General features: G+C 70.8%; 17 protein-coding genes. 13 read left to right on the top strand and 4 right to left on the bottom strand.

All coding sequences use genetic code 11. From position 1 onward, the window contains the following. Window positions 1–145 precede the first annotated feature (145 nt). Window positions 146–730 (bottom strand): GNAT family N-acetyltransferase, encoded by a 585-nt coding sequence (locus tag QIS99_RS28655; protein ID WP_282516609.1) that lies wholly within the window; start codon window positions 728–730, stop codon window positions 146–148. Between the two features lie 432 nt (window positions 731–1,162). On the opposite strand from QIS99_RS28655, the gene QIS99_RS28650 reads away from it, so the two are divergent. Next, a complete protein-coding gene (locus tag QIS99_RS28650; protein WP_282516608.1) occupies window positions 1,163–1,822 on the top strand; it encodes a hypothetical protein in 660 nt (219 codons plus the stop codon). Between the two features lie 75 nt (window positions 1,823–1,897). On the opposite strand, the gene QIS99_RS28645 is transcribed toward QIS99_RS28650, so the two are convergent. Beyond that, window positions 1,898–3,859: a hypothetical protein gene (locus tag QIS99_RS28645; protein ID WP_282516607.1), complete on the bottom strand. Its 1,962-nt coding sequence runs from the start codon at window positions 3,857–3,859 to the stop codon at window positions 1,898–1,900. 318 nt (window positions 3,860–4,177) lie between these two features. Between QIS99_RS28645 and QIS99_RS28640 the strand changes: the two genes are divergently transcribed. Continuing rightward, entirely contained in the window at window positions 4,178–4,540 is a 363-nt protein-coding gene (locus tag QIS99_RS28640) for a hypothetical protein (protein ID WP_282516606.1), read from the top strand. A gap of 239 nt (window positions 4,541–4,779) precedes the next feature. Beyond that, complete coding sequence (locus tag QIS99_RS28635) at window positions 4,780–5,205, top strand: VOC family protein (RefSeq protein ID WP_282516605.1); 426 nt, start codon at window positions 4,780–4,782, stop codon at window positions 5,203–5,205. On the opposite strand, the gene QIS99_RS28630 is transcribed toward QIS99_RS28635, so the two are convergent. After that, window positions 5,189–5,893: a helix-turn-helix domain-containing protein gene (locus QIS99_RS28630; RefSeq protein WP_282516604.1), complete on the bottom strand. Its 705-nt coding sequence runs from the start codon at window positions 5,891–5,893 to the stop codon at window positions 5,189–5,191. The genes QIS99_RS28635 and QIS99_RS28630 overlap by 17 nt on opposite strands. Window positions 5,894–5,957: 64 nt before the next feature. Next, on the bottom strand, window positions 5,958–7,124 hold the full coding sequence (locus QIS99_RS28625; protein ID WP_282516603.1) for a YihY/virulence factor BrkB family protein: 1,167 nt from the start codon (window positions 7,122–7,124) through the stop codon (window positions 5,958–5,960). Between the two features lie 17 nt (window positions 7,125–7,141). Here QIS99_RS28625 and QIS99_RS28620 point away from each other — a divergent pair, with 17 nt between their 5' ends. The 10 genes from QIS99_RS28620 (at window position 7,142) to QIS99_RS28580 (ending at window position 17,280) form a co-directional block, all read left to right on the top strand. Beyond that, entirely contained in the window at window positions 7,142–8,818 is a 1,677-nt protein-coding gene (locus QIS99_RS28620; RefSeq protein WP_282516602.1) for an acyl-CoA dehydrogenase family protein, read from the top strand. A gap of 339 nt (window positions 8,819–9,157) precedes the next feature. Next, the gene (locus tag QIS99_RS28615; protein WP_408909657.1) at window positions 9,158–10,486 is read left to right on the top strand and encodes a GAF domain-containing protein; all 1,329 of its coding nucleotides are present in this window, start codon (window positions 9,158–9,160) and stop codon (window positions 10,484–10,486) included. A 302-nt stretch (window positions 10,487–10,788) separates the two neighbouring features. Beyond that, entirely contained in the window at window positions 10,789–11,352 is a 564-nt protein-coding gene (locus tag QIS99_RS28610; RefSeq protein WP_282516600.1) for a GNAT family N-acetyltransferase, read from the top strand. Between the two features lie 173 nt (window positions 11,353–11,525). Further along, window positions 11,526–11,609, top strand: coding sequence for a putative leader peptide (locus QIS99_RS32410; protein WP_344478438.1), 84 nt, complete (start codon window positions 11,526–11,528; stop codon window positions 11,607–11,609). A gap of 152 nt (window positions 11,610–11,761) precedes the next feature. After that, on the top strand, window positions 11,762–13,459 hold the full coding sequence (locus tag QIS99_RS28605) for a nitrite/sulfite reductase (protein ID WP_282516599.1): 1,698 nt from the start codon (window positions 11,762–11,764) through the stop codon (window positions 13,457–13,459). Beyond that, on the top strand, window positions 13,456–13,653 hold the full coding sequence (locus tag QIS99_RS28600) for a hypothetical protein (protein ID WP_282516598.1): 198 nt from the start codon (window positions 13,456–13,458) through the stop codon (window positions 13,651–13,653). Before QIS99_RS28605 ends, QIS99_RS28600 begins: the two co-directional genes overlap by 4 nt. Further along, the gene (locus QIS99_RS28595) at window positions 13,650–14,363 is read left to right on the top strand and encodes a phosphoadenylyl-sulfate reductase (protein WP_282516597.1); all 714 of its coding nucleotides are present in this window, start codon (window positions 13,650–13,652) and stop codon (window positions 14,361–14,363) included. Before QIS99_RS28600 ends, QIS99_RS28595 begins: the two co-directional genes overlap by 4 nt. Then, complete coding sequence (cysC, locus tag QIS99_RS28590) at window positions 14,360–14,959, top strand: adenylyl-sulfate kinase (RefSeq protein ID WP_408909655.1); 600 nt, start codon at window positions 14,360–14,362, stop codon at window positions 14,957–14,959. The genes QIS99_RS28595 and cysC overlap by 4 nt, the downstream gene beginning before the upstream one ends. After that, window positions 14,956–15,894, top strand: a complete 939-nt coding sequence (gene cysD, locus QIS99_RS28585) for a sulfate adenylyltransferase subunit CysD (protein WP_282516595.1) — start codon at window positions 14,956–14,958, stop codon at window positions 15,892–15,894. Before cysC ends, cysD begins: the two co-directional genes overlap by 4 nt. Continuing rightward, window positions 15,895–17,280 carry a sulfate adenylyltransferase subunit 1 gene (locus QIS99_RS28580; RefSeq protein ID WP_282516594.1) on the top strand — a complete coding sequence of 462 codons (1,386 nt, stop codon included), beginning with the start codon at window positions 15,895–15,897 and terminating at the stop codon, window positions 17,278–17,280. It begins immediately after the preceding gene. The last annotated feature ends 150 nt before the right edge of the window (window positions 17,281–17,430 follow it).

The raw sequence follows: 17,430 nt of genomic DNA, 5'->3' as shown, positions 1-17,430 counted from the left end.
GGGGGCGTGAGGCCGACGCTTCGTCCGCGGCTTCCGTCGTGGCTGGTCGCGCAGTTCCCCCGCGCCCCTGCGTCGGGGCTTCGCCCCGCCCCCCGTGCCGCGGTGGCTCTGCGTGCAGCGACGGGGAAAGGCAGTTCGCTCGGGCTCAGAGGGACTTGAATTCGGGACACACCGTGGGGAGGGCGCGGCTCTTCCACTCGTGGTCGAGGATCGCGTGGACGATGGAATCGCGCCACAGCCCTCCTCTTTGGATGTGCTCGCGGATGCGGCCCTCTTCGACCATCCCGGCCTTGATCATGGTGCGCGCCGACGCCTCGTTGCGCGGCGCGCGGGCACCCCAGATCCGGTGAAGGTGAAGGTCCTCGAAACCGAAGCCCAGCAGCAGGTCCACGGTCTCGACGCCGTGGCCGACGCCCCAGCTGTCTGGGCGGAGGGCGAAGCCGAAAGTGGCCGCGTTCGGCTGGTGCGGGTCCATGGCCAGGCGTCCGAACCCGATCAGTTCGCCGCTGTCCTGGGTCACGACCACGACGGCGTACTCGGCTCGCGGGGTAGCGTTGGCCGACGCAATCGATCGGGCGACGATCTGCTCCACGTCCGTACGGGAGCGCGGTTCGAAGCTGAGGTGCTCCGTCGCCCGGGGGCTTCCGTAGATCGCCAGGACGGCGTCCACGTCGTCGGTGGTGAGCTCGCGGAGCCTCAGGCGGCGGCTGCTACGGCTGACCGGGTACATAACGCCGGACTCTACCCGCAGGACCTAACGAGCCAGAGCCGGTCGCGGGGGCTGGTACATCTCGATCTCTGTCCGCAACTCACGTGCGACGACTGCGTCTTGGGCCGGGCCGCCGCGGGTGAGGGCAGCGCGGACGCGGCGACGGCCAGACGGGTGCTGTCCAGTCTGCGGCGATCACTCGCAACCGAGGCCGAAGCGAGTGTCATGCCTCGCCTCGCCTCTCCGCACTCCGAGGAGAGGAGCTCCGTGGTTGACCAATTGGCGTCCGCGGTGGTCCTGAGTGAGCCTCCGCCAACTTGAAACTGCAGGTCAAGAGCCGACCGAGCGCGCGGCGACGTTCCCGCTGGCCATGACGGCCTGCGCAGGCGGTGCCGTCCGGGCCCGTTGTCACCACCAGAACCGCCGCCAGTATCGGCCGATAGTCTGACCGGCATGAGTGACGGCATCGCGTGGATAGGCGCACACCACCACACCCCTTCATCGGCCGTGCCCGGCATGCTCGGTGGCATCTCGCTGACCCTGGCCCGAGGCGTGGAGACGGACGAGTTCCTCATCAACCTGGGCGCCGACCTCGACGAGCTGGCCGCGCGCACCCCGTGCAGGACGCTGCGCGCACCAGCCGGGCAGCCGGGCCGGCCCTCCCCCCACCTCAACCGCGCCATGTACGGCACGTGCGGTGAGTGGACGTACGTGCTGGAGGACTGGGGCATGGCCACCTGGACGACCGGTTACCAAGGCAAGGTCGAGTCAATGCTTCCCTGCGAGGGCGAGGAGATCCTCTGCCTGACCGCCAACCGTTTCAGCCCCCCGGCCCTGATCATCCATGCGCCCGATGCCTGCGTGTACCGGACGGACTTCGGCACCGACACCGGGCAGGGCTCGGCCCTCGATGCCGCCCTCAGCGCCGCGGGCGCAGTGTTCCCGTCGATGCCTGAGGCCAGTGAGGCCGAAGTCGTCGCGTACTTCGAGGAGTATGGCGAGCGCCTTCCCGAGTTGGTGTTCACCGCCGTGGGTGCCTACACGGGCGTGGCCATCGACCAGGACGCCGTGAAGGCCGGTGACCTTCCCGGCGTCCTCATCGCCCCGGCATGACCGTCTGCCGCGCATATGCGACCGGCCCCCACCCTGATCGCAGGGTGGGGGCCAATGCCGTTGAGGCCAGGGGCGTTACTCCGCGGCCAGCTTGCAGATCACCGGCTGACCGCCGCCGATGCCGTACTTGCAGGTGCCGCCGTCATCCATCCGCGTGTCCAGCCAGTACGCATCCTTGTCCATGATCCGCATGTCCCGCATGAACGTCGCGAAGTGGTTGCCCATGGATTCCTGGTTGTGCATGCCGGAGATTGCCGACCGGCCGCACACCTCGCTGAACGTGGGGTCGGTGCCGTTCAGGGAGAACAGGTGGACCATGCTGCCGTGCTTCTTGGCGTAGGTGCCAATGCACGCCGCACCCGTCGGTGTGGTCCCGCCGCCCGGGGGCAGCGCGGGGTTCAGGCCGCCCTCAGCGGACGACATGCCGCCGCTGTTGTAGGAGGAGGCGAACGCGAACTCGTCACAGTTCAGCGCGTCGGCCGCGTCCACCAGGGCGGAGGCGTCCCCGTTCGCCGCGGCCCACCCGGTGGGGCAGATCCGGTTACGGCTACGGGAGTTCTGCGCACTGTCGCCCATGTAGTACAGGGGCTTTTGATCGGCCATCGAACCCGGGTGCTTGGGGGTGGCCTTCTGGATCAGCCACGCGTGCGCCGCGGCCTGCGGATAAGCCTTGGCGTTGAAGATGTAGGTGGGTGCGTGGTTGACGAACACACAGCCCGTGCCCGGCCCTGCGTTGGTGGTGTCGCATCGGATCTGGTCGAGATCCTCCGTGCCGCCGTCGTAGTCCAAAGACCACTGGTAGCCGGTCATGAACGGGCGGATCTTCCCGTCCGCAGGCAGAATGTTCGCGTCGATCTTCACATCCGGCTTGTACAGGTACGTCTTCCCGGCAACCGAGGCGTCCCACGTGTACGAGGTGGTCAGCGACGCGGAATGCATCTCGCCCGGCACCCACCACGTCTTGCCCCTCCACGCACTGTGATCGGGCTCATGCGGCGTACACGATCCCTGGCACAGGTGCTCCACACCCACGAAGTTGATCTCGCGGAATGCGGGGGGAATCTGCTGAGCGGGCTCGATCGTCAGGTGCTCCGTGAAGCTGTTCTGCCCATCGAGCTGCAGCATCCGCAGGAACATGAAGTGAGCAGTGGCCTGGATCTTGCCGTCCATGCTGATGTAGACCGGCACCGACCTGACATCGCACTCGGTGAACCGGGTAGCGAGGATGCTTTCGAAGTCAGTGTTACACCACTCCACCCCGGCCGTCGCCGCCGCCACATCCGCGGCCTTCGCCCCGCTCTTGGGCGCCTTGCCCTTGGCCACCGGCGTCGACTTGCCGAAGCACACCTGGCGGCCGTCCGCATCCGCCTCGCTGCACTGCTCCACCGCCGACTTCGGCGAGCGCGCAGACAGCGGCGTACCAGCCGAACCCAGCGGCTTCGTCTGGTAGTAGTTCGGCGGCGTGTTCAGCGACGTCGGATCGGGCGCACTGTAGTCGGGCGTCGGCAGCGTCAGGTCAACCGGCAGCTCGATACGGAACTTCGCCCACGGCGACCACGACGTTTCGTACAGGGAGCCGTCGAACGCCGATGTGTGGAAGACGTAGTTCGTGTTCAGCGCCAGCTTGCCCACCGGCACATCCGCCGTGACCGTCGTTCCCGACGCCACGTAGGGGGAGACAATGACACCCCACTGGTTGTCGGCGATGCTCACCTTCTTCAGCGGGTTGCCTGCCGCATCCGAGGTCCACACCTCAAACGTCAGCGTCGACTTGTCCCCGTCCGCGTCGGTCACCTTGTTCTTGAGCTGGACCTTCTGAGACGTCACCCGCTGGAACCCGCCAGGCGCAGCATTCCGCGACAAAGGCGCAGCCGTCGGGTTCTTCCCCGACACCGGCCGCGCCCCCGCTGCAGCCGCACGCGTGGCCTTCTCCGGCCCGGCAGCGGGCCGGGTCGAGGGGGCGGCGTTGGGGTCGGGCTGGGCGGCCGGAGCCGTCTCGACCGCACCGGCCACACCGCCTGCACTGAACAGCAGCACGGCCGCCGTACCGACGGCTATCCGCGAGAGAACGTGTTTCCTTCTGGCTCTTGACCTTCCTAACAAGACATGCCCCTTCTGGCCCTGCCCTCCATCGAACCGAGGGCAGGACGTTGCTGGATGTGTCGCGCCGCTGCCTTTCGTACGCGGCGTGATCATCACAGGCAACACACCCAACCTGGGCGGTTCGCCTTTAACCGGAGCTAACGGAAGTGATCTGGCGCACGGTTGTAGGAGGCAGCGTGAAGGCCTTGCAAAGGTGTCCCCGCGCCAGCACCGCCGTCGCCCGCGCCTGCGTCCAGCGGAGCAAGGTCCTCCATGCCGATGCCGTGGATGATCGGCTACAGCGACCCGTGCGCGGACTCCTTCGCGCTGGGCGAGGTCGGTTGCGTGCTGCTGTCCGCGCTGCGGGACTGGGCACGGGACTCCCCCGCCACGGCGGCGCTGGGCATCTCGCGCAGCAACATCCGGTTCACGGTGAACGTCATCCCGGGCCCACACCGAGCCGCTGATGACTTCCTCCGGACGCCGGCTTTGTCCTCGCTCTCGCCATGTACCAAGCGCAGCGCGAGGCTGACGGCGCATCACCTGGATCAAGATCTGGAACGACGACCCGAAACCGTCGTCTGGACGAAGACCGCAGACGAGATCCTCGAACGCCTCGCCGGATATCTGAAGTGAATCCCCGACTCAGGACACTAGCGAAAGGGGTCGTCATGGGTTCGAGTGACCGTACTGAGTCCACCCCGGCAGCGGCCGTACTCCGGCAGGGCTTCGAGTGAGGCATGTCGCGAGCGCCGGATCGAGAGGACGCCCCCTGGTAGGGCGCCCACCAGCGTCTCCCGCGGGTGTCCGGCACCCGCCTGAGACGTGTCCGATTCGTTCAAGACCGGCCGCCGCCCGCACCCTACCGTCCCCCTATGAGTACCCCCACACCCCACTTCGACGTCATCTCCCTCGTCGTCTCCGACATGTCCGCCTCCCTCGCCTTCTACCGCCGCCTCGGCCTGGAGTTCCCCGAGGGAGCCGAGCAACTCCCGCACGTGGAGGCCCCGCTGCCCGGAGGGCTCCGCTTCGCGCTCGACAGCGAGGCAACCGTCCGCTCCTTCCACCCGGACTGGCAGCCCCCGCCCTCCGGAGGTCGCGCCGCCCTCGCCTTCGTCTGCGCGGACCCGGCCGCCGTCGACGCGACGTACGAGGAGCTGGTCGCCGCCGGGTACGAGGGCGGGATGAAGCCGTTCGACGCGTTCTGGGGCCAGCGGTACGCGACCGTCCTCGACCCCGACGGCCAGGGCGTCGACCTGTTCGCGCCGCTGCCCGAAGCGGCCGTCACGGACGACGACTGAGCAGGTCGGTCAACCGCAACCCGGTCAAGTCCCGTACGTCACGCGCCAGATGGGCCTGATCCGCGTACCCGGCGACTGCGGCCGTCTCCGCGTACGGCAGTCCGGAACGGGCCAGTGCGAGCGCGCGCTGCAGGCGCAACACCCGGGCCAGCGTCTTCGGGCCGTAGCCGAACGCGGCCAGCGCATGCCGGTGGAGGCGCCGGGCGCCGAGGCCGAGCACATCCGCGGTCTCGCCGACCGTGCGGCCCGCCGACAAGGCCGCCGTGACCCGCAGCAGCAGCGGGTCGGGCGGCGGGCGGTCGGCGGCCCGCGCGAGGGCGACCGCCTCCAGCGCCGCCGCCGGGTCGGCCGCCGCGTCGACCCGCGCCGTCAGACGGCGTACCCGCGCGGCCGGCCAGAGCTCCGCCAGGTCCACCCGCAGGTCGCGCAGCGCGTCGGCAGGCACGCCGAGCAGCGCGGGCGCGGTGCCGGGCGCGAACCGGATCCCGACGATGCCGCGCCCGCCCTCGCCGTCCGGGGTGTACGCCCGGGTGTCCGGACCGGCGACGAACAGCCGGCCCTCGGTCCACAGCAGGTCCATGCAGCCGTCGGGCAGAACGGGGTACGGCGCCTCGGACGCAGGCGACCCGGGGGGCTCCCTGCGCCACACCAGCGCGCCCTCGTACCGCGAGCCCCGCTCCTCGTACATGCCGTCGAGGCTACGCCGGGCCGGGCGTACAGACCGAGCGTGCGGGCCGGGCGTGCGGGCCGGGTCAGTCGCGTGGGCTGCGGTCCTCCGGGCGGTCCGCCTCGCCGTTCCTGCGGTGGTGGGTGCGCAGGCGGCCCGTGACGTCTTCCGGGGGCAGGAACTGGGCCCAGCGCTCGGGGAACTCCGAGGGCATCTCCGGGTTGTCCGGGTCCTCCTGCGCGGCCCGGGCGGCCGCCGCCCTGGCCACGACTTCAGCGGCGCGCTGCTCCCGTACCCGCTCGTTCGCCGCGCGCGCGGCCGCCGTGGCGACGGACGGCCACACCCGGTCGATCGCGGCGTTCACCGCGGCCCCCACGAGCACCGCGAACGCGCCGACCCCGATCCACAGCATCACGGCGATGGGCGCGGCCAGGGAGCCGTAGATGGTGGGGCGGCCGCTCGGGCCCTCGATGGTGTTGGTGAGGTAGATACGGAGCAGGAAGCTGCCGAGCACCCACATCCCGAGCGCCACCAGCGCACCGGGCACGTCCTCCACCCACGGCGACCGCACCGGCACGGACACGTGGTACAGCGTCGTCAGGAAGACGATGCTCAGCACGATCACCACGGGCCAGTACAGGAGCCGCACCAGCGACTCGGACCACGAGAACAGGCTGATCACCGCGTCCGGACCCGCCACCATCAGCGGCATCGCCACCGAGCCGATCAGCAGCGCCACCAGGAACAGCAGGAACGCGAGCAGCCGGGTCTTGACGATGCCGCGCACCCCGTCAAGGCCGTACATCACGGTGATGGTGTCGATGAAGACCGTCACCGCCCGCGAGCCCGACCACAGGGAGAGCACGAAGCCGATCGAGATGACGTCGGGTCTGCCGCCCTTCATGACGTCGTCGAGGATCGGCTGCGCGATCTCCTTGACGCCCTGGTCGGAGAGGACGGTCCGGGAGGCCTCCAGGATGTTCTCGCGCAGCGACTGGATGGTGTCGGCGCCGGTCCAGGTGTCGACGTATCCGAGGAGTCCGATGAGGCTGAGCAGCAGCGGCGGCACGGAGAGCAGCGTGAAGAAGGCGGCTTCGGCGGCGAGGCCGAGGATGCGGTACTCGACGCAGGAGTCGACGGTGTCCTTGAGGAGCAGCCAGGCGGTCTTGCGCTTCGACATGTTCCGGTAGAGGACCCGAGCGCGGTGGAGCCGTCCTGAGCCCTGCTCAGGTGTTTCGTTTGCCTGGTGCACCTCCTTACCGTATCCGCATGGCAGCCACCACCCACACCGTGACCAACCAGGCCCCGCCCCTGGTGGAATACGACGTCTTCGCCTCCGACCGCGCCCTGTCCGAGGCGGTCGAGCGGCACCTCGATCCGGAGCTCCTGGACGACGCCCGCGCGGAGCTGACGGCGCTCGGCGCGGCCGCCGGTTCGGCCGAGGTCCAGGAGTGGGGCGCGCAGGCCAACGACCACCCGCCGAGGCTGCGTACGCACGACCGCTACGGCCACCGCATCGACGAGGTCGACTTCCACCCGGCCTGGCACCGCCTCCTCGACCGGGCCGTCTCCGCGGGCCTCACCTCGGCGTGGACCCGGCCGGGCGGGCATGTGCGGCGGGCCGCGGGGTTCCTGGTGTGGACGCAGGCGGAGGCGGGGCACGGCTGCCCGGTGTCGATGACGCACGCGGCGGTGCCCGCGCTGCGCGCCGAGCCGTCGCTCGCCGCCGTGTGGGAGCCGAGGCTGACGTCCACGGTGTACGAGCCGGGGCTCAGGCCCGTCGCGCAGAAGGCCGGTGCGCTGCTGGGGATGGGCATGACGGAGAAGCAGGGCGGCAGCGACGTACGGGCCAACACGACGTCGGCGGAGCGCTTGTCGGAGCCGGGCGCGTACGTACTGCGGGGGCACAAGTGGTTCTGCTCCGCGCCGATGTCGGACGGCTTCCTGGTCCTGGCGCAGGCCCCGGACGGCCTGAGCTGCTTCCTCGTGCCGCGCGTCCTGGACGACGGCACGCGCAACGCGTTCGCGCTCCAGCGCCTCAAGGACAAGCTGGGCAACCGCTCGAACGCCTCGGCCGAGGTGGAGTTCGACGGTACGTGGGCGCGCCGGGTCGGTGAGGAGGGGCGTGGGGTGCGCACCATCATCGAGATGGTCGCGGCGACCCGCCTGGACTGCGTGCTCGGTTCGGCGGGCTTGATGCGGCAGGCCGTCGCGCAGGCCGTGCACCACGCCACGTACCGCAGCGCGTTCGGCGGCCCGCTGATCGACAAGCCGCTGATGCGGAACGTCCTGGCGGACCTGGCCCTGGAGTCGGAGGCGGCGACGGTCCTGGCGCTGCGGCTCGCGGCGGCGTACGACGACGGGGGCGAGCAGGAGCGGGCGTTCCTGCGGCTCGCCCTGCCGGCGGCGAAGTACTGGGTGACGAAGCGGTGCACGCCGGTCGCGGTGGAGGCCCTGGAGTGCCTGGGCGGCAACGGCTACGTGGAGGAGTCCGCCATGCCGCGCCTGCTCCGCGAGTCGCCGCTGAACTCCATCTGGGAGGGCGCGGGCAACGTCCAGGCGCTCGACGTGCTGCGCGCGTTGCAACGCGAACCGCTCGCGCTCGACGCGTACCTGCGCGAGGTGGGCCGCTCGCGCGGCGCGGACCACCGGCTCGACGGCGCGATCAAGTCGCTGCTGACCGAACTGGCCGACCTCGACGGCATCGAGGCCCGCGCCCGCCGCGTCGTGGAACGCCTGGCCGTCGTCCTCCAGGGCTCCCTCCTCACCCGCTACGCCCCACCGGAGGTCGCGGACGCGTTCTGCGCTTCCCGGCTGGGCGGGGACTGGGGCTCGGCGTTCGGCACGTTGCCGCACAGCTTGCATCTGAGAGCGGTGGTCGAACGGGCGGCGCCGCGTTTCGGCCCGCCCGGGGGCACCTCCCGGCCGAAGGCCCAGGGAGCTTGAGGACGAGCCCGCAGGGCGATGCAAGAGAGGAACAGGGGTGATGCTGCGCCGACACGGCACCACCCCCGCCCCCGTGGCCCCGTAAAAGGAGCGCGAACGCCGCAGCAGCGACGCGGGGAACAGTGTCAGTCAACTGCTCGGTTATTTGCGAGGGTTGCAGACCGTTGCAACCGCAGACTGCTGCAAGCCACTGACCATGGCAATCCGCAGACCGCTGCACGTCTCAGACCATGGCAATCAGCAGACAGCTGCACGTCTCGGACCGCTGCAAGTCTCAGACCGTTGCAAGGGGAGGCACCGGTGACGAACTCGACGATCGACCTGGTCCGGCTCGCCGCGATGGACGCGGTCCGCGCCGCCCGGCTGCTCAAGGGCGTGCGCGACGCCGCCCTCGCGGGGCAGGAGCCGCCGGTCGGACCACGGCCCGTGATCGAGGCGTCGTGGGACCGGATGCTGCGCGGCGGCGTGGACCCGGACCGCGACTTCCGGGCCGGCCTGCTCGCCCTGGAGGACCTGGAGGAACGGCGCCGCAGCTCCCCGCTGCAGGAGATCCTGCCGGTGCTGCGCGAGGGCCTGCTGTCGATCGCGGAAGCCGCGCAGCACATCATGGTGGTCGCCGACGCCGACGGCCGGGTGCTGTGGCGCGAGGGCCACCCCTCGGTGCTGCGCAAGGCGGACGGCCACGGCTTCGAACTGGGCGCGGACTGGCGGGAGTCCACGGTCGGCACGAACGGCGTCGGCACTCCCCTGGTCGTCCGCAGGCCGGTGCAGGTGTTCTCCGCCGAGCACTTCGTCCGTACGCACCACTCCTGGACGTGCGCGGGCGCGCCCGTGACGGACCCGCGCGACGGGCGGCTGATCGGCGTGGTGGACGTGAGCGGCCCGGTCGACACGATGCATCCGGCGACGCTCGCCCTGGTCCACTCGGTGACGCGGCTCGCGGAGGCGGAGCTGCGTACCCGGCATCTGGAGTCCCTCGACCGGCTGCGGTCGGTGGCGCTGCCGCTGCTGTCGCGGCTCTCCGGCGGCCGCGCCCTGGCCGTCGACGAGAACGGGTGGACGGCGGCCGTCTCCGGCATGCCGCACGTCGACCGGCTCGCCCTGCCCAAGTCCTTCACGGCGGGCCGCACCTGGCTCGCTTCGGTCGGCGAGTGCGAGGCCGAACAGCTGCCCGGCGGCGGCTGGCTGCTCCGCCTCGACCCGGACGCGGACCGGCCGGGCCCGCCCGACGGTTCGACGGTGACCCTGGACCTCACCGACGCCCACCGCGCCGGCCTCACCGTGTCGGGCGGCGCGGGCACCTGGACGCACGACCTTTCCCCGCGCCACGCGGAGCTCCTCTACGTCCTCGCCTCCCACCCCTCCGGCCGCACGGCCGCCGACCTCGCCGCGGACCTCTTCGGCGACCCGGCCCGCACGGTCACGGTCCGCGCCGAACTCTCCCGCGTCCGCCGCTACTTGTCCGGCCTGATCGACCACCGCCCGTACCGCTTCCGCGACGACGCCACCCTGCACCTGCTCCTGCCCGACCCCCCGTCCGCCCTCCTCCCCCACTCGACCGCCCCGGCGATCCTGCGGGCACGCGGCGCCCGGGAGGGGGGTGCCGGGGGCACTGGGGACACCGGGGACGCCGGGGGCACCGGCGACCGACGGGCTGGTAGCCCTTGACCAGCTGGCTTGACGAGCTGCCTTGACGAGCTGCCTTGACGAGCTGCCTTGACGAGCTGCCTTGACGAGCTGCTGGGTCCAGCAGGGGCTCACCGTCGCCCGGTCCGGCTCCGACCCGCGCGCCGTGGCCCTCGCCCCGGAGGGCCTGGCCGGAGCGGAGTCCTCGCCAGCGGCCGGGGGCCTCATCACCGAGGGGCGGTGTCTCGCCGTACGAGACGGAGTCCCATTCCGCGACACAGGCCCCCTCCGCAGGCCCCGGACAGGGCTTGGGCGCCCCCGGGCGCCCGTGATTCCCTGGCCCCATGAGCACCGTCACCGTGACCACCTGGTCCCTGGAACAGACCTCCCCCGACGACCTCGCCCCGGCCGCGGAGCCGGGCGGCGATGTGCGCATCGTGCGCGCCGAGGTCCCGTCGCCGGAGTTCAGCCGCTTCCTCTACACCGCGGTCGGCGGCGACATCCGCTGGACCGACCGGCTCGCCCTGACGTACGCGCAGTGGCAGGAGCACCTCGACCGGCCCGGCACCGAGACGTGGGTCGCGTACGACAAGGGCACGCCCGCGGGGTATGTGGAGCTGCAGGCCCAGGACGAGGGGGCCGTGGAGATCGTCTACTTCGGGCTCGTCCCCGCCTTCCGTGGCCGCCGGATCGGCGGCCACCTGCTGTCGTACGCGACCGCTCGCGCCTGGGACCTGGCCGAGCGCTGGCCGGGGCTGCCCGCGACGAAGCGGGTCTGGCTGCACACCTGCAGCAAGGACGGCGAGCACGCGATGGCCAACTATCAGCGGCGCGGCTTCCGGCTCTTCGACACGAAGGTCGAGGAGGAGCCCGCGGTGGAGACCCCGGGGCCCTGGCCCGGCGCGTGACGCCGCGAGGAGCCGGAGCCTCAGCGGGAACCGGAGAGGATTAACAGGAACCGGGAGGCTCAGCGGGAACCGGCCGAGTGACCCAGGCCACAGCATATCGCGATGCGAGACGATCTCGTCCGCATCGCGGACGTAGCTGGACTGGGTCTAAAGGCCCGTGCAACGCTTCCGTCATGTCTAGAGCTGGAATTGCCTTGGTGAGTCGGCGTCACGTCGACCTCGGCCGCATGTCCAGCGCGATCTGTCCGGCGCGCTGAGCTCTCAGCACACAACGCCGCACCCCCCTTTTTCCTGATCTGACCCCACCCCTTACGCGCAAGGACGCGCGCAGCTGTCGAAGTGCGCCGCCCGCATGCCCGTATGCGCTGGTCAGAGCCGCTTTCCCGTAGTCCCGAAGGACGTAGCAACCATGGCCGCAACCCCTGAGAAGCCCGTCTCAGCAGCGCCCCGACGCAAGGCGAGCCGTCACCGTGGTGAGGGCCAGTGGGCCGTGGGGCACTTCACCCCGCTCAACGGCAACGAGCAGTTCAAGAAGGACGACGACGGTCTCAATGTGCGGACACGCATTGAGACGATCTACTCCAAGCGCGGTTTCGACTCGATCGACCCCCAGGACCTGCGCGGCCGGATGCGCTGGTGGGGCCTCTACACCCAGCGCAAGCCCGGGATCGACGGCGGCAAGACCGCGGTCCTGGAGCCGGAGGAGCTGGACGACAAGTACTTCATGCTGCGCGTGCGCGTCGACGGCGGCCGCCTCACCACCCGGCAGCTGCGGGTGATCGGCGAGATCTCCGAGGAGTTCGCCCGCGGCACCGCCGACATCACCGACCGGCAGAACATCCAGTACCACTGGATCCGCATCGAGGACGTGCCGGAGATCTGGCGGCGCCTCGAAGAGGTCGGGCTCTCCACCACCGAGGCCTGCGGTGACACGCCGCGCGTCATCATCGGCTCGCCCGTCGCCGGGATCGCCGAGGACGAGATCATCGACGGCACCCCCGCCATCGAGGAGATCCACCGCCGCGTCATCGGCAACCCCGCCTTCTCCAACCTGCCGCGCAAGTTCAAGTCCGCGGTCTCCGGCTCGCCGCTCCTGGACGTGGCGCACGAGATCAACGACGTCGCCTTCGTCGGCGTCGAACACCCCGAGCACGGGCCCGGGTTCGACCTCTGGGTGGGTGGCGGTCTCTCCACCAACCCGAAGATCGGCCAGCGGCTCGGCGCCTGGGTGCCGCTCGACGAGGTCCCGGAGGTCTTCGAGGGCGTCATCTCGATCTTCCGCGACTACGGCTACCGCCGCCTGCGCACCCGCGCGCGCCTGAAGTTCCTGCTCGCCGACTGGGGCACGGAGAAGTTCCGCCAGGTCCTTCAGGACGAGTACCTGAAGCGCGCGCTGGTCGACGGTCCGGCGCCCGAGCAGCCCGTGGCCAAGTGGCGCGACCACGTCGGCGTGCACCGGCAGCAGGACGGCAAGTTCTACGTCGGCTTCGCGCCGCGCGTCGGCCGGGTCGACGGCGCGACGCTCACCAAGATCGCGGAGATCGCCGAGGCGCACGGCTCGGGCCGCCTGAGCACCACCGTCGAGCAGAAGATGATCGTGCTCGATGTGGACGAGGACCAGGTCGAGCCGCTGACCGAGGCGCTGGAAGCCCTCGACCTGACGGTGCGGCCGTCGACGTTCCGGCGCGGCACCATGGCCTGCACCGGCATCGAGTTCTGCAAGCTCGCCATCGTCGAGACCAAGGCCCGCGGCTCCCAGCTCATCGACGAACTGGAGCGCCGCATCCCGGAGTTCGACGAGCCGCTGACCATCAACATCAACGGCTGCCCCAACGCCTGCGCCCGTATCCAGGTCGCCGACATCGGCCTCAAGGGCCAGCTCATGCTCAACGACCAGGGCGAGCAGGTCGAGGGCTACCAGGTGCACCTCGGCGGCGCCCTCGGCCTCGAAGCGGGCTTCGGCCGCAAGGTCCGCGGCCTGAAGGTGACCGCCGACGAGCTGCCCGACTACGTGGAGCGCGTCGTCCGGCGCTTCCAGGACGAGCGCGAGGAGGGCGAGCGCTTCGCCACCTGGACGGCCCGGGCCTCCGACGAGGCCCTCAAATGAGCGGGCGGGCCGCGCCGTTCTACTGCCCGTACTGCGGCGACGAGGACCTGCGCCCGCACGAGAGCGGGCACGGCGCCTGGGAGTGCGCGGCCTGCAACCGGGCCTTCCAGCTGAAGTTCCTCGGGTTGCTCACCCGGGGCCTCGCGCAGCAGGACAACAGCACGCACAACGACGGTGGAGGGGACGAGATATGACGACTGCTCAGGCTCAGCGACGTACCGCCGACGAACTCAAGGAGCTGGCCGAACGGGCAGGGCGAGAACTGGAGGAAGCCTCCCCCCTGGAGATCCTCGGGTGGGCCGCGCGCACCTTCGGCAAGCGCTTCTGCGTGACCTCGTCGATGGAGGACGCGGTCGTCGCCCACCTGGCGTCGCGCGCCATGCCCGGCGTGGACGTGGTGTTCCTCGACACCGGCTACCACTTCCCCGAGACCATCGGCACCGCCGACGCCGTGGACGCCGTCCTCGACGTCAACCTGATCACCCTGACGCCCCGCCAGACCGTCGCCGAGCAGGACGCCGAGTACGGGCCGAAGCTGCACGACCGCGACCCCGACCTGTGCTGCGCGCTGCGCAAGGTCAAGCCCCTCGAAGAGGGCCTGACCGAGTACGAGGCCTGGGCCACCGGTCTTCGCCGCGACGAGTCGCCGACCCGCGCCGACACCCCGGTCGTCGGCTGGGACGAGAAGCGCCAGAAGGTGAAGATCGCGCCGATCGCCCGCTGGACCCAGGACGACGTGGACGCCTACGTGGCCGAACACGGCGTACTCACCAACCCGCTGCTCATGGACGGCTACCCGTCCATCGGCTGCGCCCCCTGCACCCGCCGCGTGGCGGAGGGCGAGGACGCCCGCTCCGGCCGCTGGGCCGGCCGCAACAAGACGGAATGCGGGCTGCACGGATGACCGACAACCAGGAGACCAACGTGACCGCCGGCGCAGCCCCCGCTGCCACCGCCGCGCCCGCCACGACCGGGGCCACCATCTGGCTCACCGGTCTGCCGAGCGCCGGAAAGACCACCATCGCCCACGAGTTGGCGGGCCGACTGCGCACCGAGGGCCACGCCGTCGAGGTGCTCGACGGCGACGAGATCCGCGAGTTCCTCTCCGCGGGCCTCGGCTTCAGCCGCGAGGACCGGCACACCAACGTGCAGCGCATCGGCTTCGTCGCCGAACTGCTCGCCGCCAACGGTGTGAAGGCCCTCGTGCCGGTCATCGCCCCGTACACCGACAGCCGCGAGGCGGTGCGGGGGCGCCACCAGGGCGAGGGCACCGCGTATGTCGAGGTGCATGTCGCCACGCCCGTCGAGGTGTGCTCGGAGCGGGACGTGAAGGGCCTGTACGCGAAGCAGGCCGCGGGTGAACTGTCCGGCCTGACCGGTGTCGACGACCCGTACGAAGAGCCCGAGTCGCCGGATCTGCGGATCGAGTCGCACCAGCAGACGGTGCAGGAGTCAGCGGCGGCGCTGCACGCGCTGCTCACGGAAAGGGGTCTGGCATGACGACCACCGCGAATCTGGTGTCGGAGGAGACCGACAGCCCGTACGCGCTCAGCCACCTGGACGCTCTGGAGTCCGAGGCGGTGCACATCTTCCGTGAGGTGGCGGGTGAGTTCGAGCGGCCGGTGATCCTGTTCTCCGGCGGCAAGGACTCGATCGTCATGCTGCACCTGGCGCTGAAGGCGTTCGCGCCCGCGTCGGTGCCGTTCTCGCTGCTTCACGTGGACACCGGGCACAACTTCCCCGAGGTCCTGGACTACCGCGACCGCGTGGTGGCCGAGCACGGGCTGCGCCTTCACGTCGCGTCCGTGCAGGAGTACATCGACGCGGGCAAGCTGCGCGAGCGCCCCGACGGGACGCGTAATCCGCTGCAGACCGTGCCGTTGACCGAGGCCATCCAGCAGCACCGCTTCGACGCGGTGTTCGGCGGCGGCCGCCGGGACGAGGAGAAGGCCCGCGCGAAGGAGCGGGTGTTCTCGCTGCGCGACGAGTTCTCGCAGTGGGACCCGCGCCGGCAGCGCCCCGAGCTGTGGCAGCTCTACAACGGCCGGCATGCGCCGGGTGAGCATGTGCGGGTTTTCCCGTTGTCCAACTGGACCGAGCTGGACGTGTGGCAGTACATCGCCCGCGAGCAGATCGCCCTGCCGGAGATCTACTTCGCGCACGAGCGTGAGGTGTTCCGGCGCTCCGGGATGTGGCTGACGGCCGGCGAGTGGGGCGGGCCGCGCGAGGACGAGCCGGTCGAGAAGCGCCAGGTGCGCTACCGCACGGTCGGCGACATGTCCTGCACCGGCGCCGTCGACTCCGACGCCACCACCCTGCAGGCCGTGATCACCGAGATCGCCGCGTCCCGGCTCACCGAGCGGGGCGCCACCCGCGCCGACGACAAGATGTCCGAGGCCGCGATGGAAGACCGTAAGCGCGAGGGGTACTTCTAAATGAGCACGCACGCCGAAAACGCCGGCCCCGCCGACCACACGGCCGACGCGGCGCAGCCGGGCGGCCTGGCCGACCTGTCGGCGACGACCCTGCTGCGGTTCGCGACCGCGGGTTCCGTCGACGACGGCAAGTCCACCCTCGTGGGGCGCCTCCTGCACGACTCCAAGTCGGTCCTCACCGACCAGCTGGAGGCCGTCGAGCTCGCCTCCCGCAACCGTGGCGCCGCCGAGCCCGACCTGGCGCTGCTCACCGACGGCCTGCGCGCCGAGCGGGAGCAGGGCATCACCATCGACGTCGCCTACCGCTACTTCGCCACCACGCGGCGGCGGTTCATCCTCGCCGACACCCCCGGGCACGTGCAGTACACCCGGAACATGGTCACCGGCGCCTCCACCGCCGAGCTGACCGTGATCCTCGTGGACGCCCGCAACGGTGTCGTCGAGCAGACCCGCCGGCACGCCGCCCTGGCCGCGCTCCTGCGCGTGCCGCACGTGGTGCTGGCGGTGAACAAGATGGACCTCGTCGACTACGCCGAGCCCGTCTTCGCGAAGATCGCCGAGGAATTCACCACCTACGCCACCGAGTTGGGCGTCCCGGAGATCACCGCGATCCCGATCTCCGCGCTCGCCGGCGACAACGTGGTGGAGCCGTCCGCGACCATGGACTGGTACGGCGGCCCGACGGTCCTGGAGCACCTGGAGACCGTGCCGGTCAGCCACGACCTGGCCACCTGCCACGCACGTCTGCCCGTGCAGTACGTGATCCGGCCGCAGACCGCCGACCACCCCGACTACCGCGGCTACGCGGGCCAGATCGCCGCGGGCACGTTCCGCGTCGGCGAGTCCGTGACCGTGCTGCCGTCCGGGGCGACCTCGAAGATCACCGGGATCGACCTGCTCGGCCGACGCGTGGACGTGGCGTGGACGCCCCAGTCGGTGACGCTGATCCTTGAGGACGACATCGACATCTCCCGCGGCGACCTGCTCGTGCCGTCCGGGGACGCCCCGGCCACCAGCCAGGACATCGAGGCGACCGTCTGCCATGTGGCCGACACCCCGCTCTCGGTGGGCCAGCGGGTGCTGCTCAAGCACACCACCCGCACGGTCAAGGCCATCGTCAAGGAAATCCCCTCGCGGCTGACCCTCGACGACCTCTCCCAGCACCCGGAGCCGGGCGAGCTCATCGCCAACGACATCGGCCAGGTCCGCGTCCGCACCGCCGAGCCGCTGGCGCTCGACTCGTACGAGGACTCCCGCCGCACCGGCTCGTTCCTGCTGATCGACCCGGCCGACGGCACCACCCTCGCCGCCGGCATGGCGGGTGACTCGTTCGCCTCGAAGACCGTGCCCAGCGCCGACGTGGACGACGAGGGCTGGGACTTCTGATGCGTACCGATGTGTTCGCGACGTTCGCGAAGGAGGGCGGCCGCATCGGCAGCGGCGCCCTCGGCGCGGGCTCGGGCGGTGTCGTGCGATGTGCGCGATGACGTACGCGCACCGCCTGCGCGCCCCGCGGCACACCGTGCCTGAAGTGCC

It is taken from the genome of Streptomyces solicavernae (assembly GCF_029968095.1).
In the GTDB taxonomy this organism is placed as follows: Bacteria; Actinomycetota; Actinomycetes; order Streptomycetales; family Streptomycetaceae; genus Streptomyces; species Streptomyces solicavernae.
Note: the sequence above shows the minus strand (reverse complement) of the source record. Positions and strands in the feature narration are given on the sequence as shown.